The organism is Microbacterium sp. NPDC086615, from assembly GCF_040686055.1.
Classification (GTDB): Bacteria; Actinomycetota; Actinomycetes; order Actinomycetales; family Microbacteriaceae; genus Microbacterium.
Map to the genome: position 1 here is coordinate 206,295 of NZ_JBFBJJ010000003.1, position 20,530 is coordinate 226,824.

A 20,530-nucleotide genomic window follows, 5' to 3' on the forward strand; every position below is an offset into this window, starting at 1 on the left:
AGGCCGTACGGCGACGCCTCAGATGAGCGGGGTCGCCGGCGTCTCGACGGGCGGGCGGGTGAAGTAGTGCCGCGCGTTGCCGGGGATCCAGAGCGCCGCGATCACCAGCACGGCGGCGGCCAGCGCGATCGAGAGCGTCAGGTCGAGCTCGGTGAGCGCCATGGCGACGGCCTGCAGCACGACGAGCACCGAGAGATACGCCGTGAGAAGGATGCGCGCCAGTCGACTGCCGCGCGAGAGCGCCGAGCCCCCCGCGACCGTGAGGAGGCCGAGCAGGATTGTTGCCGCCCCGACCAGCGACACCGGCAGGACGAGATCGGCGCTCACCTCGTAGCGCGACAGCAGCACGAGCACGCCGAGAGCGGTGTTCAGCAGGCCGCCGATGTACACCAGCACGATCGCTACGGTCACCGCGACGGGGCGGCGCACCTGCGCAGGAGGGGTCATGGGTCCTCGTGTTCACCGGGCCGGCCCGGGTGCCGGTGTGGGTCAGCGTAGCGGTCGCGGATCGCCCGCGCGGGCCTCGAGTCCTCGGCATCCGTTCGTGTGGTGTCGGGACGGCGGCCCGGTGTGCCGTGCGGCGGAGTTCGTGTCGGTGCCCGCCTCGAGATGCTCGTGTGGTGTGCCGTGCGGCGGAGTTCGTCGGCGACACGCCGCCCCGGGGCGCCCGCCACCCGGTGTGTCGTTACGGAGTCCGCGTGAGGGCACGGTGTGGTCGGCCGTCGTGTGCTGTGCCGTCCGGCGGAGTTCGGCGGCGGCACGCCGCCCCGGGGCGTCTGCCACCCGGTGTGTCGTTACGGAGTCCGCGTGAGGGCACGGTGTGGTCGGCCGTCGTGTGCTGTGCCGTCCGGCGGAGTTCGTGGGTGACACGCCGGTCCGGGGCGTCTGCCACCCGGTGTGTCGTTACGGAGTCCGCGTGACGGCACGGTGGCTGGGGTCGGCGCTGGGCGGCCGTCCGGCGGAGTTCGTCGGCGGCACGCCGGTCCGGGGCGCCCGCTCGTCGGCGTGTCGGCACGAACTCCGAATGACGGCGCACCGCCGGGGCGAACCCGCGGCGCGGGCTTCAGCGCGTCAGCCAGACCGACTCTGCCGCTCCGGCGGGCAGCTCGACGTCGACGCCGTCCGCGCGCACCGTCGACTCCGAGACCACCTCGAGCTCGTGCCCCACGTCGATGCCGCGCTCGACGAGCGCCCGGAGCAGCTCGGGGTCGCGGTCGCTCACCCTCAGCACGCGCCCCGCGTGACCGGGCACCGCGGCCGACAGCAGCACGAAAGGTTCGCGCTCGACCGCGCCGGTGGCATCCGGGATCGCATCGCCGTGCGGGTCGAAGCGGGGTCGACCGAGGCGGGCGTCGATGCCCTCGAGCAGGCGGTCGCTCAGGGCGTGCTCGAGCACCTCGGCCTCGTCGTGCACTTCGTCCCAGGCGTATCCGAACTCGCGGACGAGCCACGTCTCGATGAGGCGGTGCCGACGGATGACACCCGCAGCCCGGCGTTGCCCGGCCGGGGTGAGCGACACGGGGCCGTAGGGGCGGTGCGTCACGAGTCCCTGCGCGGCGAGCTTCTTCACCATCTCGGTCACGCTTGAGGGGGCGAGCCCGAGGACGGCGGCGAGCTGCGACGGGGTGATCGGGTCGTTCTGCCACTCGGTGTGGTGGTAGATCGCCTTGAGATAGTCGTCGGCTACGGGCGATTCCACGCCGGCCAGCCTATCCGCCGGTGAAGACGAGCCACAGGAGCACGGCGTTCAGCGCGATGAGGAAGACCGCCGCGGCGATGCCGGCCGCGGTCGTGATCGCGCGGTTGCGATAGTCGCCGAGGAGGTCGCGTCGGGCCGTCAGGGCGACGAGCGGAACGAGGGCGAACGGGATGCCGAACGACAACACCACCTGGCTCAGCACCAGCGCGAGCGTCGGGTCGACGCCGACCGCGAGGATCGCCAGGGCCGGGACGAGCGTCACGAGACGGCGCGCGAGCAGCGGGACACGGACGCGCAGGAGGCCGTGCATGATCTCCGCTCCCGCGTAGGCGCCGACCGAGGTCGACGCCAGCCCGCTGGCGAGGAGCCCGACCGCGAACATCGTCGCCACCAGCGGACCGAGCCCGTCGCGGAGCGCCGCGTACGCGCCCTCGAGACTATCGGTGCCCTCCACCCCGGCGAGGTTCGCCGCGGCCAGCAGCAGGATCGCGAGGTTCACGGTCCCCGCGACGGCCAGGGCGATCGTGACGTCCCATCGCGTGGCACGCAGCAGGCGCCGGGTCGAGATCCCTCGGGCATCCTCGAGGCCCGCAGCCTCGGTCGGTGCGTCCGGTGCGAAGCGGTCCCGGCTGAGCGCCGAGTGCGCGTAGATCGCATGCGGCATGATCGTCGCGCCGAGGATCGACGCGGCCAGCAGCACCGAGTTCGTCCCCTCGAATCGCGGCATCAGACCGGCGACGACGCCGCTCGCGTCGGGAGGAGCGAAGAAGAGGCCGAAGGTGAAGCCGATCGCGATCATCACCAGCAGGCCGATCAGCACGGTCTCGAACGCGCGGGCGCCGCGGCGCGATTGCACGACGAGCAGGAGCATCGAGACGACGCCCGTGATCGCCCCTCCCCAGACGAGGGGGATGCCGAACAGCAGGTGCAGAGCCACGGCACCGCCGATCACCTCGGCGACATCCGTGGCCATCGCCACGAGTTCGGCTTGGAGCCAGTACGCGCGCCGCGCCCAGCGGCGGTCGAGTCGGCGCCCCAGGATCTGCGGGAGGCTCTCGCCCGTGACGATGCCGAGCTTGGCCGACAGGTACTGGATGAGCCAGGCCATCACGTTGCCGAGCACGACGACCCACACGAGCAGGTAGTCGAAGCTCGCCCCCGCGGTCATGTTGCTGGCGACGTTGCCGGGGTCGAGGTAGGCGACCCCGGCCACCATGGCGGGTCCGAGGAGCCACGCGACGCGTCGCGGAGCAGGACGGCGATTAGTCGGTGTGGCCTCCGTCGTTTTCGGCATACCGAAAAATGTAGTGCATTTTTCGGTATGCCGAAAAGTATCGGTACGTGTCTTAGGTAACACCCTGTCACTCTTCACTGCGCGCGTCGCCAAGGCGCGCCCCACGACGCCGCGCGGCGGCGGATAGGAGGACGAATGACGCCCCATGCCTTGATCATCGGCGCCACGGGCCCGATGGGCCGCGCGGTGCTGGCGCGGGCCGACGCGCTCTCGCTTCGCGTTCGCGCGTTGGCCCGTCGGCCGGGCGCGCTCGCGGGGGTGACCGACGACGTAGTCGCGGGTGATGTGATGGATGTCGAAACCATCGTCGCCGCGCTCGACGGCATCGACGCCGTGATCAGCGTCTTGGGCTCGCGTCCCCGCGCCTCGGATGCGCACCTACTCGAGAACGGCACCCGGAACGTCGTCCACGCCATGCGGGAGCGCGGGGTTCGCCGTCTCCTCTGCGTTACCGGAATGGGGGCGGGCGACAGCTGGGGTCACGGCCCGCTCTGGTACGACGCGCTCGTGCGTCCGACCATCTTGCGTTCGGTCTACGCGGACAAGAATCGTCAGGAAGCCGTCGTGCGGGAGTCGCGGACCTCGTGGACTCTGGTGCGTCCGGCGGTGCTGGTGAACACCCCTCAACCCCGGCTTGTCCTGGCCAAGTCTCGTCTCGCTCCGCGCGAGCGCATGGGGCCGCTCACGCGAACCGATGTCGCGTGCTTTCTCGTGTCCGAGTTGCTCGAGCCCGCGTACGTCGGTCAGACCGTACACCTGTTCACGCGAGCGGGCACAACGACCCCGGCGTCGCGCGGCATCCGCGCCGGGGCACGCCGGCGCTCACGGAGCAGCGGCTCCGGAGGTTCGGCATCCATCCTCTCCGCCCCCGCGACGCCGCGGAGCCGCACCGCACCGCGAGCGCGCTCGAGTTGCTGTTCGACCTCGTGTTCGTCGTCGCGGTGTCCTTCGCCGCATCGACGCTGCACGAGCTCGAGCAGGACGGGCGCGCTGGGCAGGGGACGCTGAGCTACCTGATCGTCTTCGCCGCCATCTGGTGGGCTTGGATGACCTTCACGTGGTTCGCGACGGCGTTCGACACCGACGACTGGCTCTACCGGGTTGCCACGCTCGTCCAGATGGGCGGGGCCCTCGTGATCGCGGCCGGGGTCGTGCCGGCGATGACCGAGGGTGACATCACGCTCCTCGTCGTGGGGTACCTCGTGATGCGTTTCGTCGCCATCCCGCAATGGCTTCGGGTCGCCGTGCAGAATCCCGAGTACCGCGTCACGGCGCTCCGCTACGCCGCGGGGATCGCTGTGGTGCAGTCATGCTGGCTCCTCCTGCTGGGCCTCGGCGCGACGTCCGTGGGGACGTGGGTGGTGCTCCCGGTGCTGGCGCTCGAGTTCGCCGTGCCCCCGTTCGCTGAACGCGCGCGCCCGACGCCGTGGCATCCGCATCACGTCGCCGAGCGTTTCGGACTGTTCACGCTCATCCTTCTCGGCGAGTCGATCCTCGCGTCGGCCACCGCGATCATCGCCGCCCTCGGCGACACCGAGCACCTCGCCGGGTTGATCGTCGTCGCGATCTCGGGCCTGATCGTGGTGGCCGCGATGTGGTGGGTGTACTTCGCTCGCCCGATGCACACCCGTCTGTCGAACGGCCTCGGACGCGCAATGGTGTTCGGCTACTTCCACTATGTGATCTTCGCCGCCGCCGGAGCGGTCTCGGCCGGGATCGAGGTGGCGGTGGGCACGCTCGAGCACGGTGCCCACGCCGACCCGTTGATGCTGCGCTGCACCCTGGTCGTCCCGGTGGCTGCGTTCTTCCTGGGGGTGTGGTGGCTGGCGCTGCGCCCGACCCTCCGTGCGCGTTCGAACGTGCTCATCGTCGCGTTGTGCGCGATCATGGGGACGAGCGCGTTCTTCGAGGCCTCCGTCATCGAACTGGCCGTCTGCGCGGCTGCGATCGTCGTCGTCGTCGAGAGGGGGAACACGCAGCCACCGGAGTCCGCCCCCGAGAGATGAGCCCCACATGGACGACGCGCGCGTCCGGCGCACACGCGAGAGGGTGTTCGCCGCCGTCCGTGCGCTGCTTGCGGACGGGTCGGCGGAGCAGCTGACCGTCTCGCGCATCGCAGAGGTCGCCGGCGTCGCGAGAAAGACCGTCTACGCGCACTGGCCGTCGGTACCGGCGATCGTGGCCGACGTGCTGCTCGCCGAGCACGCGGTACCCGACCCCGTCGGCCCCGGTGACGATGTCGTCGAGGCGGTGACCGCGTTCCTCCGCGGGGTGCGGGAGGCCTTCACCGACCCGGCCGTCCGCGCCGCGATGGCGTACCTCATCGCCACGGCGCCCACCGACGACATGGCGGCCGGGGCGCTGCGCTCCGCGGCAGCCCGGCGTTCCGCCGACCTCGCCCGCATCGTCGGCAGCGAGCACGCCGAGCGGCTGCTCATCGAGCTGACCGGGCCGGTGTTCTTCTCGCAGTTCGTGATGCAGACACCGGCATCGGACGCGGTCATCGAGACGATGGCGGCTCGTGTGGCCCCCGGCGACACCGGAGCCGGTGGGGCTGCTCGATAGCCTGAACCGGTGGATCATCCCGACGACGCCTCTGCGCCCGTGCCCACGCCGCCGGTCCCGACCCACGGCGTCGGTCCCTGGGCGGGGGAGTGGCCCGACGATCCGCGCTACGACCCGGAGCTCCTCGCCGAGGGCGACCGTCGCAACGTCGTCGACGAGTACCGCTACTGGTCGATGGAGGCGATCGTCGCGGACCTCGACACGAAGCGGCATCCGTTCCACGTCGCGATCGAGAACTGGCAGCACGACCTCAACATCGGCTCGATCGTCCGCAGCGCGAACGCCTTCCTCGCGGCCGAGGTCCACATCATCGGCAAGCGCCGCTGGAATCGACGCGGCGCGATGGTGTCCGACCGCTACCAGCACGTGCGTCACCACGAGGACGTCGATGCGTTCACCACGTGGGCGCGGGATGCCGGACTCCCCGTGATCGCGATCGACAACGTCGACGGATCGGTTCCCGTCGACCGTGCCGACCTCCCGGAGGCCTGCGTGCTGCTCTTCGGGCAGGAGGGGCCGGGGCTTTCTGCCGAGGCGCTGGCCGCGGCATCCGCCGTCGTCGAGATCACCCAGTACGGGTCGACCCGCTCGATCAACGCGGCTTCGGCCGCCGCCGTCGTCATGTACGAGTGGTGTCGCCGCTGGGCGTGACGCGTCCTGTGGCGCCCAGCGTGTGCCGCCCAGCGCGTGACGCTCAGCGTGTGACGCTCAGCGTGTGACGACGTCCCGACACCTGGGGTCTTTGTCGGTAACAGTCTTCCGCGGGACGGTTGACGGCTGTTGACTGTCGTCGCGACGATGCGGCGAGGCGGATGCGTCCCGCCGCGCTTCTCGCAGACCTGCTCTTCTCCGGTGGCAGCCGGGGTGGAGCGCGCCGATCGAATCACACACCTGGGAAGGAACGATCATGACGATCACGGATTCAACGACGACAGGCCTCGCGGACCGCTGGCGGGACGCAACCACTCCCGACACTAGCGCCGGGTGGATCGAGCGGGCTCGCGAGGTGGCCGACATCCTCGCGGTGGATGCCGTCGAGCGCGACCGCGCCAACGCCACCCCGCGCGCCGAGGTCGATCTGCTCAAGGCGTCCGGCCTGGTCACCCTGCTCGGACCCCGCGAGCACGGCGGTGCCGGCGAGAGCTGGGACACGGCCTACAAGGTCATCCGCGCGGTGGCCCGCGGCGACGGCTCGATCGGACAGCTCCTGGGCTACCACTACCTGTGGGCGTGGGCGGCCCGGCTGGTGGCGACCGACGCGCAGATCGCCGCGGTCGAGGAGCTGTACACCACGAACGCGTACTTCTTCGGTGGTGCGGTGAACCCTCGCGACTCCGACCTCACGATCCGCGAAGAGGGCGACGAGCTCGTCTTCTCGGGGCGCAAGTCGTTCTCCACCGGCGGCAGCGTCGCCGACCTCACCGTGCTGGAGGGTGTGCTCGAGGGCACGGACACGCACGTCTTCGCGATCGTGCCGACCGCGCAAGAGGGCATCGTCTTCGCGGGCGACTGGGACAACCTGGGCCAGCGTCTGACCGAATCGGGCTCGGTTGAGATCCGCGACGTGCGCGTGCCCTGGTCGGATGCCGCCGGCTTCGTCGACAAGCAGTTCCAGCCGCTCGTCTACAACACCCTCAACGTGCCGGCGATCCAGCTCGTCTTCGCCAACTTCTACCTCGGCATCGCCCAGGGCGCCCTCGAGACCGCCTCGGCCTACACGCGCGAGCGCACCCGGCCGTGGCCCTACGGAGGCGACGACAAGCAGCGCGCGACGGAGGAGTGGTACCTGCTCGAGGGCTACGGGACGCTGCAGTCGAAACTCTGGGCCGACGAAGCGCTGCTCGACGCGGTGGGTGCCGAGATCAGCGCCGTGCTGCACGCCCCGCGCGAAGAGCTGACCGAGCGGCACCGTGGCGAGATCGCGGTGCGCATCGCCGCGGGCAAGCTCCGCATCGTCGACGATGGCCTCGAAGTGGCATCCAAGATCTTCGAGCTGACCGGTGCGCGCGCCACGGCCAACTCCGTGGGCCTCGACATCTTCTGGCGGAACCTCCGCACGCACAGCCTGCACGACCCGATCGCCTACAAGAAGCGAGAGGTCGGCGAGTACGTGCTGCTGAACCAGATTCCGGTTCCCACCTGGTACACGTGAGCAGTCGGCGGCGGGCGGTTGGTCAGTCGCCCGCCGTCGTCCACGCCTGACCGCGCACGCGCAGACCAAGCGTGACGACCCGGGCGAGCAGGTACACGCCGAAGAACGCGGCCGACAGCCACGCGAGACCCGCCGCGCCTCCGCCTGCCCAGAGGGCGACCGCCGCGAGGGCCGGCGCGTACGGGACGAGGTTGAGCACGCCCGCGAGTGCGAGGTACCGCGCGTCTCCGGCGCCGATGAGCACGCCGTCGAGCACGAACACGACCGCGGCGAGCGGTTGCGCGGCGGCGAGCACGAGGAGCGCCGGCTGAATCAGCGCGGCGACCGCGGGGTCGCCGGTGAACACGAGCCCGACCACGCCGGACGCGGCGGCGATGACGGCGCCGACGGCGACGCCGAACCACACGCCCCACGCGACCGTGCGCTGCAGGACGCGGCGCACGGTCGCGAGGTCACCGGCCCCGAGACCCGCGCCGATCAGGGCTTGAGCGGCGATGGCCAGGGCGTCGAGAGCGAAGGCCGCCGTGGAGAAGATCGTGAACGCGATCTGCCACCCCGCGAGCTCGGCCGATCCCAGCTGCGTGGCGACGGCGACCGTCGCGAGGAAGGCCGCGCGCAGGCTCAGCGTGCGCAGGAACAGCCATCCGCCCGAGCGCGCGGTGCCGCCGAGGCCGGCGCGCTCCGGACGGAGGGATGCCGTGTGCCGGCGCGCGAGCCTGCCCACCACGACCACGTACGCACCGACCATCGCCCACTGCGCGATCACGGTGCCCACCGCCGAACCCGCGATCCCCCAGCCGAATCCGTAGACGAAGACGGCGTTGAGAGCCGCGTTGGCCGCGAACCCGACACCCGCGATCCACAGCGGGGTCACGGTGTTCTGCAGTCCCCGCAACAGGCCCGTCGCCGCGAAGACGATGAGCATCGCGGGGAGGCCCCACATCGAGATCGACAGGTAGACGCGGGCGTTCTCGGCGACGTCGGGAGCGGCGCCGAAGGCATCGATGACCGCCGGGGTGGACCAGACGCCGGCGAGGGCCAGGACGGCACCCAGGGTGAGCGCGATCCACATGCCGTCGATGCCGACCGAGACCGCGCGCCCGACCTCGCCCGCCCCGAAGCGTCGCGCCACGGCGGGTGTGGTGGAGTACGCGAGGAACACCATCAGGCCGACGATGGTGTGCAGCACCGCCCCGGCGATCCCGAGCCCCGCGAGCGGGGCGACGCCGAGGTGCCCGACCATGGCTGCGTCGACGATGAGGAAGAGCGGCTCGGCGATGAGCGCACCGAGCGCCGGGATGGCCAGCCGGAGGATCGACCGGTTGAGCGTCTCGGGCGGTCGCGTGGTCACGCGTCGAGCCTATGGCGACCCGCCGACATCGCGCCGGGCGGGGCGTGGGCGCAAGGGCGCGCGCAGCCGCACGCGCCACGGGCGAGGCAATGTCGGCGTCCCCAGCCCGCACCGAACAACGGGGATTTATCCTGGCTGAATGACCGAGACCCCCCGTTCCGGCCTCGCGCTCGACGAACTGAGCGACGAGATTCGCCCGCAGGACGACCTGTTCCGCCACGTCAACGGCCGCTGGCTCGAGCGCACCGAGATCCCCGAAGACAAGGCGCGCTGGGGCGCCTTCCACCTGATCGCCGAGCAGGCCGAGAAGGATGTCCGCGCGATCGTCGAGGAGTCGCAGCAGGCCGAGCCGGGCACCGAGGCCCGCAAGATCGGCGATCTATTCGCGAGCTTCATGGACACCGCCCGCATCGACGAGCTCGGCCGGACGCCGATCGAGGAGCAGCTGCGACGGGTCGACGAGGTGCACGACGTCGCCGGGCTCCTGCGGCTCACGGGCGAGTTCGAGCGCGAGGGCATGAGCGGTCTGATCGCCCTCTTCGTCGAGCCCGACCCGGGCGACCCGACGCGGTACGTCCCGGTCCTCTACCAGGGCGGCCTCTCGATGCCCGACGAGAGCTACTACCGTCTCGACAACTTCGCCGACACGCGCGACGCCTACCGCGCGCACATCGAGCGCATCCTCGACCTCGCGGGCGTGGCCGATGCGGCCGACGACGCCGCGCGGGTTCTCGCCCTCGAGACCGAGATCGCGACCCACCACTGGTCGCGCGAAGACAGCCGCGACGCGGTCAAGACCTACAACCTGAAGTCGTGGGACGACACCGTCGCGCTCGCCGGCATCGACCTCGCCGCGTGGCGGGCGGGCGTCGCCCCCGGTCACGAGGACGCGCTCGCCGAGGTCGTCGTCTACCAGCCGAGCTTCGTCGAGTCCCTCGGCGCCCTGCTCGTCGCCGAGCGCCTCGACGACTGGAAGGCCTGGCTGCGCTTCAAGGTCGTGCACTCCACGGCGGCTTTCCTGCCCGACGCCTTCGTCGCCGAGAACTTCTCGTTCTACGGCACCCAGCTCACGGGTGTTCCCGTGAATCGCGAGCGGTGGAAGCGCGGCGTGAGCCTCGCGGAGGCCGCTCTGGGCGAGGCGATCGGCAAGGTCTACGTCGAACGGCACTTCCCGCCGGCAGCGAAAGAGGCCATGGACGGTCTGGTCGCGCACCTCATCCAGGCCTACCGTCGCTCGATCCGCTCGCTCGAGTGGATGACCGCCGAAACGCGCGAGCGCGCGCTCGCGAAGCTCGACGCCTTCACGCCGAAGATCGGCTACCCCGTGCGCTGGAAGGACTACGGCGACCTCGAGATCACCGCCGACGACCTCACCGGGAACGTCCGCCGGGCCAACGTCTGGGAGCACGACCGGCAGCTCGCGAAGGTCGGCCAGCCGATCGACCGCGACGAGTGGCACATGACGCCGCAGACGGTGAACGCCTACTACAACCCGTTGATGAACGAGATCGTCTTCCCCGCGGCGATCCTGCAGTACCCGTTCTTCGACGCCGACCGCGACGCCGCCGCCAACTTCGGCGGGATCGGTGCCGTGATCGGTCACGAGATCGGGCACGGCTTCGACGACCAGGGGAGCCGCTTCGACGGCGACGGATCGCTGCGCGACTGGTGGACGGATGCCGATCGCGCCGCGTTCGAGGAGCGGACCAAGGCCCTGATCGCCCAGTACGACGCGCTCGTGCCCGAGGGGCTGTCCGAGGAGCACCACGTCAACGGTGCCCTCACGATCGGTGAGAACATCGGCGACCTGGGCGGACTCGGCATCGCGATCTCGGCTTACCGCCTCTCGCTCGAAGCCGAGGGGCAGGACCCCGAAGGTCCGGTCGTGGACGGGCTCAGTGGCATCCAGCGCCTCCTTCTCAGCTGGGCGCAGGTGTGGCAGCAGAAGGGCCGGGATGCCGAGACCATCCGCCTCCTCACGATCGATCCGCACTCGCCCAACGAGTTCCGCTGCAATCAGATCGTGCGTAACATCGATGCTTTCTACGAGGCGTTCGAGGTGACCGAGGGCGACGCTCTCTGGCTCGACGCAGACCAGCGCGTCACCATTTGGTGAGGCGGAGTTTGTTGCTCTTCTGACCCGGAAGGAGCCACGCTCGTGGGCATGCCCCCGGTTCCCGAGCCCGCCACCCCCGAGCCCCTCGGCGGGGCCGTCGAGTCGTCCCGACGCGACGCGCCCGCTCTCCGGGGTGCCGGGAGGAAAGGGCCGAAGCGTCTTCCGCGCCGTGCGGCGGCCGGACGACGCTCGTTCACCATGACGCTGCGCGCGCTCGACGAGCTCGCCGCATCCGGTGCGCGCGTCTCGGTGCGCATCGACGAGCTGGACGGCGGGGCGCAGGTGCTCGGGGGCGACGATTTCCTGACACTGCCGGTCGGGGGGCTCGGCGTCGTCCCGCTCCTCATCGAGGTCGCGGCATCCATCGAGGCGGGCACGATCGACGCGCTCGAGATCATCGACCGCTCGACCGTGCACGGCGCCGCTGTCGGCGGCATGTGGCAGCATCTCAAGGCCCCCGCGCTGCCGATCGCCGACGTCGCGGTGCTCGCCGCCTCGGCCGGCGACGCGCTCGCGGTCAACGCGCTCCTGCAGCGCGTGGGTCTGCAGGCCGTGCGCGCGCGGTCGGAGCAGCTGGGGATGCGCCGGACGGCGCTCCTCGACCGCTTCCGCGACGACCGCGGCCCCGACGACGCTCCGCACGTCGCGCTCTCGACCGCCCGTGAGATGGCGGAGCTGTTCGCCGGTCTCGTGAACTCGGCGGTGGTCTCACCGGGCGTCAGTGCCCAGGTCGCGGAGTGGCTGAGTCTGAACCACGACCTGTCGCTCGTGGCATCCGCCACCGGTCTCGATCCGTTCGCGCACGAGAACGACCAGCACGGGCTGCTGTTCATCAACAAGACGGGTCGGGCAGCCGGGGTGCGGGCTGAGGCGGGAGTGCTCGGCGGTCCCCGCGCGGGAGTCGCGTACGCGCTCATCGTCAACTTCGACGACCTCTCGATCTCGCACCGGCTGCGCGCGCACGACGCGTTCCGCGTGCTCGGCGTCGAGCTGATGGAGTACGTGTACTGACCCTCAGGCGGCGCGGATGCTCCAGACGCTCCGCGAGCACGCCGCGATGGTGGTCGCGACGACGATGACCGTCGCGGCATAGGTGGCAGTTCCCGCGGAGGTCGGACGACTTCCCCGAATCACGCAGCTCACGCGCGCTCTTGATCACGGATTCATCTCGCCTCTTGCGCAAACATATGACGTATGCCCTATGCTGGCATCCGGTCATCCGACCTCGTCGAAGAAGACAGGAGCTTCCGCAATGACGCAGCATGTTTCTCGCGCTCATCGTCGCCTCGCCCTCGTGGGTGGAGTCGCCGTAGCGTCCGCCCTCGCGCTTTCCGCGTGCAGCCCGAGCACCGGTGGTGGCGGAGGCGACTCTGACTCCCAGTACGGCTTCACCGCGGCAGAGCAGGACGCGTCGAGCGCCATCACCGTTTGGGTCGACTCGTCTCGCGAGCCCCTCGCCCAGGCGTTCGAGAAGGCGAACCCCGACGTCAAGATCAACATCGAGACCTACGACGGCGGCGCCGGCGGCTCGGGCTCGTTCCAGCAGAAGATCGCCCTCTTCGACCAGTCCGGTGAGGGCTGGCCCGACGTCGTCTTCTCCACCCAGCAGAACGACACCGCGTGGGCCTCGAAGGAGAACAACGGACAGCAGGCGTTCGCCGCCCCGCTGAACAAGGGCTTCTTCGATCAGAGCTTCCTCGACGGCTTCACCAAGGGCGCGCTCGGCCCCATGACCGTCGACGACACCGTTTACGGCCTCCGCAACGACCTCGCGCCGGTGCTGTTCTGGTACAACAAGCCGCTCTTCGACCAGTTCGGCTACACCATTCCCACGACGTGGGAAGAGTACAAGGCCCTCAGCGACAAGGTGGCTGCCGAGCACCCCGGATACATCCTCGGTTCGGTGGGAGACTCGTTCCAGGCCCCCTACGTGTACTACTGGGGTGCCGAGGCTCCGATCTTCCAGGTCGAGGGCAACACGTTCAGCTCGGACTTCTCTGCGCCGAACTCCGAGAAGGCCACCGACCTCATCGACCACATGCTCGCCAACGGCACCCTCGTGACCGACAGCGTGTTCGGTAACGACTTCGTCGCCAAGTACTCCGACAAGCTCCTCGGAATCCCCGGCCCCGCGTGGTACGCCGGTGCGCTGTTCGACAACGAGAAGAGCCTGAACGCCGCTCCCGGCACCATCGGTGCCGGCGCTCCGCTCACGTGGTCCGACGGCGACAAGGTCACCGGAAACGTCGGCGGTGGCGTCTGGTACGCGTCGAGCCACTCGAAGAACCTCGAGGCCGTCAAGACCTTCCTCACCTACGTCACCAGCTCGGACGACGCCGTCAAGCTCGCGTCGGGCCTGCCGGCCTACCAGTCGGCCGCAGATGCGTGGCTGAAGGAACAGGCCGCCCAGGGCTTCTTCACGGGCGATCTCGAGTCCAGCATCTCGACCGCAGCCAGCTCGGTCTGGCAGGGCTGGGGCTACCCCAGCTTCAGCATCGAGGCCGCCTACTCGAAGGTGGCGCTGCCGGTGATCTCCGCGGGTAAGCCTCTCTCGGACGCCACGCAGGCGTGGCAGACCGAGATGGACAACCAGGCGCAGGTCCAGGGCTACGACGTCAAGAAGTAACCCGAACACCATCCTGGGCTGGCCGCATTCGTCCGCGGATGCGGCCAGCCCTTCCCCCTGAGAACGGAAAAGACCATGCTCTCCCTCCGTCGAGCTCAATCGACCTTCGGCTACCTGATGGTCAGCGGATACGTCGTCCTGCTCCTGGCGTTCGGCATCTTGCCGACCCTCTATGCCGCATACCTGGCGTTCACCAAGGACGGAGCCTTCGTCGGCTTCGACAACTTCCTCAAAGCGGTTCAGGACTACCGTTTCCTCCCCGCCGTCGGCCACGTCGCCGCGTTCATCGCGATCTGGCTGACGAGCCTCATCATCATCGTCGTGTTCCTCGCGGTGATCGTCCACGCGATCCGCGTGCGCTGGCTGTCATCCGCGTCGCGGTTCATCTTCTACATCCCGGGCGCCCTCGCCGGGGCGTCAAGCGTGCTGCTCTGGCTCTTCATGCTCGACCCGACGGTGAGCCCGGTCAGCGGACTCCTCCGTGCAATGGGCTTCAACACCTTCGTCGACGTCGTCGGCAACGAGGGCAATCTCCCGGTGGTCTTCACCGTCATCGCCTTCTGGGCCGGTGCCGGTGGATGGATCGTCATCATGTACGGCGCCCTGAACAACATCAACGTCGAGGTCATGGAGGCCGCCCGCATCGACGGTGCCGGCCCGATCGCCACCGCCTGGTACATCCAGATCCCGCTGCTGCGGAAGTGGATCGCGTACATGGCCGTCATGTCGCTGGCCGCCGGCACGCAGCTCTTCGTCGAGCCCCGCGTGCTGTCGCAGGCGAGCAAGGGCGTCGTGGGCCTCGACTACTCCCTCAACCAGGTCGCCTACCTCTACGCCTTCCGTCAGAACGACTTCAACGGCTCCGCGGCCATCTCGCTGATGCTCCTGGTCGTCGCCGCCGGCCTTGCGGCCTTCTTCGTCTTCCGAGGAGGACTCTTTGAACGCGACTAAGTCGACCGCGACCAAGCGCGCCCTGACCCCCGCAGCGTTTCTGGGGCGGGCCTTCGTCACCGTCATCATCCTGTTCTTCGTCTTCGTCTTCGGGATGCCGATCGTCTGGCTGCTGCTGGCGCCGACGAAGTCCTCCACCGAGCTGACCGGTCAGCCGCCGTTCTCGTTCGGCTCGTTCGCCACGATCGCCGACAACTGGTCGCGGCTGAGCGAGTTCCAGAACGGCATCATCTGGCAGTGGACGGGCAACGCCGCGCTCTACACGGGCGTGGCTCTGGTGATCACCCTCGTCGTCACGATCCCCGCCGGCTACGCCCTCGCGATGACGAGGTTCCGCTTCCGCGGTGTCCTGCTGATCCTGACGCTCGTGGTCATGCTCATCCCGAACACGGCGCTCGTGCTCCCGGTGTTCCTCGAGATGAGTGCGCTCAAGCTCGTCGGAACGCCGTGGGCCGTCATCCTGCCGTTCTCGTTCTTCCCGTTCGGGGTGTACCTCACGTACATCTACTTCACGACGAGCGTGTCGCAGGACCTCCTGAACGCGGCGCGCATCGACGGTGCGAGCGAGCTGCGGGTCTTCCGTTCGGTGGCCCTCCCGCTCGCGACCCCCGTGATCGCGCTGGTGGGTTTCTTCAACCTCGTCGGCAACTGGAACAACTACTTCCTCCCCTTCGTCATGGAGCCCGGTCGCAAAGCCCCCATCCAGGTCGGACTCGCCGAGCTGTTGTCCAACGTGCCGTTGTTCAACCCCACCTCATCGGCATCCGTCACTCTCGATCTGCCGGTGATGGCGCTCGCCACGCTCGTCTCCATCGCGCCGATCCTCATCGTGTTCCTGTTCTCGCAGCGATTCCTCGTCGAAGGAATGACTGCGGGCGGAACGAAGGAATGACCCCGGTCGCCGGGGTGGAAGAGGTCCAGTCATGAAGATCACGGGATACCGCCTGATCAACACCACACTCGATTGGGGGCGGCCGGTCGGCGATGTCAACGGGTTCATCGCCTCGGGCATCACCGCTCTCCCGATCGTCATCGTCGAGACCGACGAGGGCATCGAGGGTGTCGGTATGGGGATGCACGATGGCATCCCCCAGCTCTTCGAGGCCGTCGAAGGCGAGGATCCGCGCGCGACGTCGTGGCTCTACGACCGCATGATCGCCCGCATGTTCAAGAACGGTCACGCCGGTGGTGTCTTCGGAGGCATCGGTGCGCTGGACAGCGCGTTCTGGGACATCAAGGCGAAAGCGCTGGGTGAGCCGCTGTGGCGCCTGCTCGGTGGACGGGACCGGTACATCCCGGGCTACGCCTCGGGTCTCGACATCGCCCTGGACTCCGCGGGGCTCACCGAGTTCTACTCGTTCATGCGCGACCGCGGCTTCACCGCCGCCAAGCTCAAGGGCGGGCGCAACGTCCGTCACGACGCCGAGCGTCTCGCCCTCGTGCGCGACATGCTGGGTGAGGCCACCGATGAGCCGCTCGTCATGCTCGACGCGAACGAGTCGTGGAATGTCCCGCAGGCTGCACGTTACATTCAGCACCTCGAGCAGAACGTCGAGATCGCGTGGGTCGAGGAGCCGTTGCGACGCTGGGATGCCAGCGGCCTTCGTCGCCTGCGTGACACCATCTCGCCGGCGATCGCGACGGGCGAGAACCTGACCGGCCTCGAGCAGTACCGTCAGCTCTTCGACGCGGAGGCCGTCGACATCGTCCAGGCGGCGGCGGTGTGGGGGGTCACCCATTCGCTGCGCGTGGCCGTCGCCGCGCACGCGCGGGACCTGCCGGTCAGCCCGATCGGGATGACCTCCAACCCGTCGACGATGGCCGTGGCCACGGCGATCCCCAACCACCTGCTGACCGAGGTCACCACCCCGCAGATGCCGGCGGGGGTGACCGTCGACTACGACGTCGCGGACGGCGGGCTCGTGCTCGGAGACCGCCCGGGCGGCGGGATCTCGATCGACGAGTCGGTCCACGACGGAGCGGCCGACTTCGTGTGGGGCGGGGAAGGCGGTCCCCACGTGCGCGATGGTCGGACGGGGCTCGAACTCGGCGTGCGCCGGAGCGTGGGGCGACGGGCGGAGTAGAGTGCTCTCCATGCTTCCCGCCTCCGATCCCCGTTCCGGGGCTCCGAGGCGCGGGCAGATCGATCGCATCGGCTCGCGCGTGCTCGAAGAGCTGGTCGAGCTGATCGTCACGGGAAGCATCGCAGACGGTGAGTACCTCCCGCCCGAACAAGCCCTGTGCGACGAGTTCGGCGTCAGCCGGACCGTGATCCGGGAATGCATCAAGCGCATCCAGGAGAAGGGCCTCGTCGAGGTCGCGCAGGGCCGCGGCACACGGGTTCGGCACTTCAACGACTGGAACGTCCTCGATCCGCTCGTCTTCGACTCCCTCGTGCGTCATGACGAGTCGCTCGGTGTGCTCGACGAGGTGAGCGTGGTGCGCGCAGCGCTCGAGGGCGTGATGGCGAGCGAGGTCGCGGCCACCGGAAGCGCCGAGTCGCACGAACAGATCCGGGTCCACCTGCACGACATGCGTCGCCTGCAGCACGACAACCCCGCTTTCCTGCGCGCTGACATGCAGTTCCACCTCTCGATGATGGCCGCGTCGAAGAACCGGATCGCGGCGACCATCGCGCGGTCCTTCTTCGTTCGTCCGCTGCAGAGCGCCCGGTGGGACGGCAACAACCCGGCCGACGCCATCCCGCGCACACTGGCCGAGCACGAGCGCGTCTTCGAGGCAATCGAGGCCGGGAACGCGGTCGCGGCGCGCGTCGCGATGGAGGAGCACATCCTCGGGTCGTGGCGTCGTCGACGTCTCCCCGACGGCGTGCACCACCTCAGCCCCTGACGGACGCTGCCTCAAAGCGCCGCGAGACTGCAGCCCGCTGACATCTCCGCTGCAGCGTGCGGGGGAGATGTCAGCGCGATGCAGTCTCGGCGAGCTGGCGGGGGTGCGGGCGCGGGCGCGGGCGCGTCAGAAGACGATCGTGTGGTTGCCGTGGCGGATGACGCGGTCTTCCGCGTGCCACAGCACCGCGCGCGACAGCACCTGGCGCTCCACGTCGGCTCCTCGGCGCGCGAGCTCGGCGGCGGAGTCGGCGTGCGTGACGCGCACGGTGTCCTGCTCGATGATCGGACCCTCGTCGAGGTCGCTCGTCACGTAGTGCGAGGTGGCGCCGATGAGCTTGACCCCGCGCTCCTTGGCCTTCTTGTACGGCTCGGCACCGATGAAGGCCGGGAGGAACGAGTGATGGATGTTGATCACCGGCACCCCGATCTTCTCGAGGAAGTCGGCGGAGAGGATCTGCATGTAGCGCGCGAGCACGACGAAGTCGACGTTGCCGACCAACAGCTCGAGAATGCGAGCCTCGGATGCCGACTTGTCGGGGCCGGGCGTGGAGGGCACGTGGAAGAACGGGACGCCGAACGAGCGCACGTCTTCCGCCGCCGTGGTGTGGTTCGACACGACCATGGGGATGCTGACGGGCAGATCGCCGCGGCGGTGACGCCACAGCAGGTCGAGCAGGCAGTGGTCCTGCTTCGACGCCAGGATCGCCATGCGCTTCGGCGTGGAGAGGTCGGTGAGCGTCCACTCCAGCTCGAAGCCGTCGCCGAGGGTCTCGGCGAGGTCTGCCTCGATCTCGGGGAAGGCGGCGGCGAGGTTCGGACGGAAGAAGACGACGCGCTGGAAGTACGCGCCCCCGCGCGGGTCGTCGGAGTACTGGTCGAAGGCGACGATGTTGCCGCCCTGGCGGGCGATGAGCGCCGACACCGCGGCGATGATGCCGGGGGTGTCGCTGCCGTGGACGATGAGGCACGCGTGATCGGGCTGCAGGTGGGGGCTCGCGGAGACCATCGGACCATTCTGCCGTGCCCCGGTGACGTCGGCGGACACGCGGTGCGTCGGTTCGGGGCGTTGTCCGTGGTCCGGGGGCCACGGCCCTTGCTCCGACCGGGCTGCCACGGCACCCCGCAGCGCAGTGATCAGAGCCGGACCACGATCTTGCGCGCCGAGACGCCCGCTCGCTGCCGGTCGAGGGCGTCCTGGATGGCCGTGAGTCCCGTGCCGACGACCATCGGCTCGGGGAGCGCGCGCAGGCGCCCGTCGGCCAGGAGCTGGGGCAGCACCTCGGCCCAGAGCCGCGGCCCGAGGTCGTCGTCGCGCAGGCTGCTTCCCCAGACGAAAGCGGCCCGGATGCCACGGCGTCGCGCGCGGAGCATCGATCGCACGGTCGCCAGCCCGATGCGCGAGAAGACCGGGATCATCGCCGGGAACAGGCGGCGACGGCCGACGAGGCCGGCGAGCGAGTACGGGGTGCTGGCGAGGGCCAGTCGCGTGCCGCCGGTGCGCCCGAGGATGTCGATGCACGCGTTCGCCGATCCGGCGCCGAGCGCGACCGCGCCGACGACGGGGCGCGAACCGATCGCGGCGACGAGGTCGTCGACGGCCGTCCGAGAGCCGTGGTCGGCGACGGCGTCGGCTCCGAGCGATCGCACGAGGTCGGCATTGCGCGGCGAAGCAGTGCTGACGACGTCGTAGCCGGCAGCGCGCGCGAGCTGGACGGCGCTCATCCCGACGCTGGTCGAGCCGCCCCAGACCACCACGACACCCGCCGCGTCCTTCGCGGCCTCGGTCGAGGGGAGAGGGAGCCCGAGGTGCGCGGGCTGGAACAGCGCGCAGGCCGCGGTCGAGATGCCCAGCGGGAAGACGGCGGCCTCCTCGTCGGAGAGGGACGCCGGTGTCGCCGCCGTCAGGCGCTCGCTCAGCACGGTGGCATCCTGGAACGCGCCCTCGCGGAGCGGATCGCGCCCGCGGTCGGTGCCGGTGGCGAGGCCGAAGACCCGTTCTCCGACCTGGAAACGCGAGACATCGGCGCCGACGGCGAGGACTTCCCCCGCGACGTCGGAGCCGAGGACGGCGGGGGTGCGAAGCCACCGATACGTGACCTGACTGGTTCCCTGGATCACCCAGTCGACGGGATTGATCGCGACAGCCCGCACCCGGACGAGGACCTCGTCGGGGGCGGGCGTCGGGGTGGGCAGGGTCGTCACGGTCAGGCGAGCGCGGGGTGCCGGCATGATCGCCGCAGCGTGGGTGGACATCGGGGCCTTTCCGCAGTGATGACACGAAGTGTCTTCACTATAGACCTGATGACACCAAGTGACATCACCTATGCTCGAGACATGGCGAGATGGGCTCCGGACACCAGGGAGAGGCTCCGCGTCGCCGCACTGGAGCTCTTCGAGGAGCGGGGCTTCGGCGTGACGACCGTTCCCGACATCGTCGAGCGCGCCGGAGTGACGCGGCGGACCTTCTTCCGCCATTTCAGCGACAAGCGCGAGGTGTTCTTCGGCGACGACGAGATCCCGGGCCTGGCGACGGCGATGTTGGCCGCCGCTCCGGCCGGGGTGGCCCCGTTCTCGATCGCCTGGACGGGGCTGCGTGCGCTCGCCGCAGAGAGGTTCGAGCCGCGGCGCGACCAGATGGCGGCATCGCGTCGCATCATCGAGGCCGAGCCTGCTCTGCGGGAACGCGATCTGCAGAAGCAGGCCGACCTGCGCGAGGCGATCCGCGCGGGGTGCGCCGCGCGCGGCGCCGATCCGCTCACGTCCCGCGTCGTGGCGGGTCTCACCGTCGACCTGTTGCAGACCGCTCTCGAGCGCTGGCTTGAGGATGAGAACCGGATGCCGTTGACCCGCCACCTCGAAGAGGTCCGACAGCGCATGTCCGACGTGCTCGGCGACCTCCCCTCCTGACCGCTTCGGCGGCGCCG

19 protein-coding genes are annotated in these 20,530 nt (G+C 69.7%); 13 read left to right on the top strand and 6 right to left on the bottom strand.

Annotated elements, in window-relative coordinates; translation table 11 throughout:
• Nucleotides 1-18: 18 nt before the first annotated feature.
• The 3 genes from AB0O24_RS05100 to AB0O24_RS05110 all read right to left on the bottom strand — a co-directional run bounded on the left by AB0O24_RS05100 (nucleotide 19) and on the right by AB0O24_RS05110 (nucleotide 2,993).
• Nucleotides 19-447 carry a hypothetical protein gene (locus tag AB0O24_RS05100; RefSeq protein ID WP_275796666.1) on the bottom strand — a complete coding sequence of 143 codons (429 nt, stop codon included), beginning with the start codon at nucleotides 445-447 and terminating at the stop codon, nucleotides 19-21.
• Between the two features lie 616 nt (nucleotides 448-1,063).
• Nucleotides 1,064-1,699 (bottom strand): metal-dependent transcriptional regulator, encoded by a 636-nt coding sequence (locus AB0O24_RS05105; RefSeq protein WP_363373036.1) that lies wholly within the window; start codon nucleotides 1,697-1,699, stop codon nucleotides 1,064-1,066.
• A gap of 10 nt (nucleotides 1,700-1,709) precedes the next feature.
• A complete protein-coding gene (locus AB0O24_RS05110; protein ID WP_363373039.1) occupies nucleotides 1,710-2,993 on the bottom strand; it encodes an Nramp family divalent metal transporter in 1,284 nt (427 codons plus the stop codon).
• Nucleotides 2,994-3,128: 135 nt separating this feature from the next.
• Between AB0O24_RS05110 and AB0O24_RS05115 the strand changes: the two genes are divergently transcribed.
• From AB0O24_RS05115 to AB0O24_RS05135, 5 genes are all read left to right on the top strand, one after another.
• Nucleotides 3,129-4,001 carry an NAD(P)H-binding protein gene (locus tag AB0O24_RS05115; protein WP_363373042.1) on the top strand — a complete coding sequence of 291 codons (873 nt, stop codon included), beginning with the start codon at nucleotides 3,129-3,131 and terminating at the stop codon, nucleotides 3,999-4,001.
• Nucleotides 3,905-4,999, top strand: a complete 1,095-nt coding sequence (locus tag AB0O24_RS05120; RefSeq protein WP_363373045.1) for a low temperature requirement protein A — start codon at nucleotides 3,905-3,907, stop codon at nucleotides 4,997-4,999. The genes AB0O24_RS05115 and AB0O24_RS05120 overlap by 97 nt, the downstream gene beginning before the upstream one ends.
• A gap of 7 nt (nucleotides 5,000-5,006) precedes the next feature.
• Nucleotides 5,007-5,558 carry a TetR/AcrR family transcriptional regulator gene (locus AB0O24_RS05125; protein WP_363373048.1) on the top strand — a complete coding sequence of 184 codons (552 nt, stop codon included), beginning with the start codon at nucleotides 5,007-5,009 and terminating at the stop codon, nucleotides 5,556-5,558.
• A 9-nt stretch (nucleotides 5,559-5,567) separates the two neighbouring features.
• Nucleotides 5,568-6,209: a TrmH family RNA methyltransferase gene (locus AB0O24_RS05130; RefSeq protein WP_363373051.1), complete on the top strand. Its 642-nt coding sequence runs from the start codon at nucleotides 5,568-5,570 to the stop codon at nucleotides 6,207-6,209.
• Nucleotides 6,210-6,465: 256 nt separating this feature from the next.
• The gene (locus tag AB0O24_RS05135) at nucleotides 6,466-7,710 is read left to right on the top strand and encodes an acyl-CoA dehydrogenase family protein (protein WP_363373054.1); all 1,245 of its coding nucleotides are present in this window, start codon (nucleotides 6,466-6,468) and stop codon (nucleotides 7,708-7,710) included.
• Between the two features lie 22 nt (nucleotides 7,711-7,732).
• On the opposite strand, the gene AB0O24_RS05140 is transcribed toward AB0O24_RS05135, so the two are convergent.
• On the bottom strand, nucleotides 7,733-9,061 hold the full coding sequence (locus AB0O24_RS05140) for an MATE family efflux transporter (RefSeq protein WP_363373057.1): 1,329 nt from the start codon (nucleotides 9,059-9,061) through the stop codon (nucleotides 7,733-7,735).
• Nucleotides 9,062-9,200: 139 nt separating this feature from the next.
• Between AB0O24_RS05140 and AB0O24_RS05145 the strand changes: the two genes are divergently transcribed.
• From AB0O24_RS05145 to AB0O24_RS05175, 7 genes are all read left to right on the top strand, one after another.
• Nucleotides 9,201-11,177 carry a M13-type metalloendopeptidase gene (locus AB0O24_RS05145; RefSeq protein ID WP_363373060.1) on the top strand — a complete coding sequence of 659 codons (1,977 nt, stop codon included), beginning with the start codon at nucleotides 9,201-9,203 and terminating at the stop codon, nucleotides 11,175-11,177.
• 48 nt (nucleotides 11,178-11,225) lie between these two features.
• Entirely contained in the window at nucleotides 11,226-12,188 is a 963-nt protein-coding gene (locus tag AB0O24_RS05150; protein WP_363373180.1) for a serine hydrolase, read from the top strand.
• 241 nt (nucleotides 12,189-12,429) lie between these two features.
• The gene (locus AB0O24_RS05155) at nucleotides 12,430-13,803 is read left to right on the top strand and encodes an ABC transporter substrate-binding protein (protein WP_275796646.1); all 1,374 of its coding nucleotides are present in this window, start codon (nucleotides 12,430-12,432) and stop codon (nucleotides 13,801-13,803) included.
• 75 nt (nucleotides 13,804-13,878) lie between these two features.
• Complete coding sequence (locus AB0O24_RS05160) at nucleotides 13,879-14,754, top strand: sugar ABC transporter permease (RefSeq protein WP_275796644.1); 876 nt, start codon at nucleotides 13,879-13,881, stop codon at nucleotides 14,752-14,754.
• Complete coding sequence (locus AB0O24_RS05165) at nucleotides 14,741-15,646, top strand: carbohydrate ABC transporter permease (RefSeq protein ID WP_275796643.1); 906 nt, start codon at nucleotides 14,741-14,743, stop codon at nucleotides 15,644-15,646. The genes AB0O24_RS05160 and AB0O24_RS05165 overlap by 14 nt, the downstream gene beginning before the upstream one ends.
• Before the next feature lie 31 nt (nucleotides 15,647-15,677).
• Nucleotides 15,678-16,838, top strand: a complete 1,161-nt coding sequence (locus tag AB0O24_RS05170; protein WP_363373064.1) for a mandelate racemase/muconate lactonizing enzyme family protein — start codon at nucleotides 15,678-15,680, stop codon at nucleotides 16,836-16,838.
• A 10-nt stretch (nucleotides 16,839-16,848) separates the two neighbouring features.
• Nucleotides 16,849-17,604 (top strand): FadR/GntR family transcriptional regulator, encoded by a 756-nt coding sequence (locus AB0O24_RS05175; protein ID WP_307384439.1) that lies wholly within the window; start codon nucleotides 16,849-16,851, stop codon nucleotides 17,602-17,604.
• Between the two features lie 126 nt (nucleotides 17,605-17,730).
• Here the strand turns inward: AB0O24_RS05175 and purU are convergent, their stop codons facing one another.
• Nucleotides 17,731-18,612, bottom strand: coding sequence for a formyltetrahydrofolate deformylase (gene purU / locus AB0O24_RS05180; RefSeq protein ID WP_307384442.1), 882 nt, complete (start codon nucleotides 18,610-18,612; stop codon nucleotides 17,731-17,733).
• Between the two features lie 128 nt (nucleotides 18,613-18,740).
• Nucleotides 18,741-19,859 (bottom strand): zinc-binding alcohol dehydrogenase family protein, encoded by a 1,119-nt coding sequence (locus tag AB0O24_RS05185; protein WP_363373067.1) that lies wholly within the window; start codon nucleotides 19,857-19,859, stop codon nucleotides 18,741-18,743.
• 81 nt (nucleotides 19,860-19,940) lie between these two features.
• Here AB0O24_RS05185 and AB0O24_RS05190 point away from each other — a divergent pair, with 81 nt between their 5' ends.
• On the top strand, nucleotides 19,941-20,513 hold the full coding sequence (locus AB0O24_RS05190) for a TetR family transcriptional regulator (RefSeq protein ID WP_275796634.1): 573 nt from the start codon (nucleotides 19,941-19,943) through the stop codon (nucleotides 20,511-20,513).
• Nucleotides 20,514-20,530 lie beyond the last annotated feature (17 nt).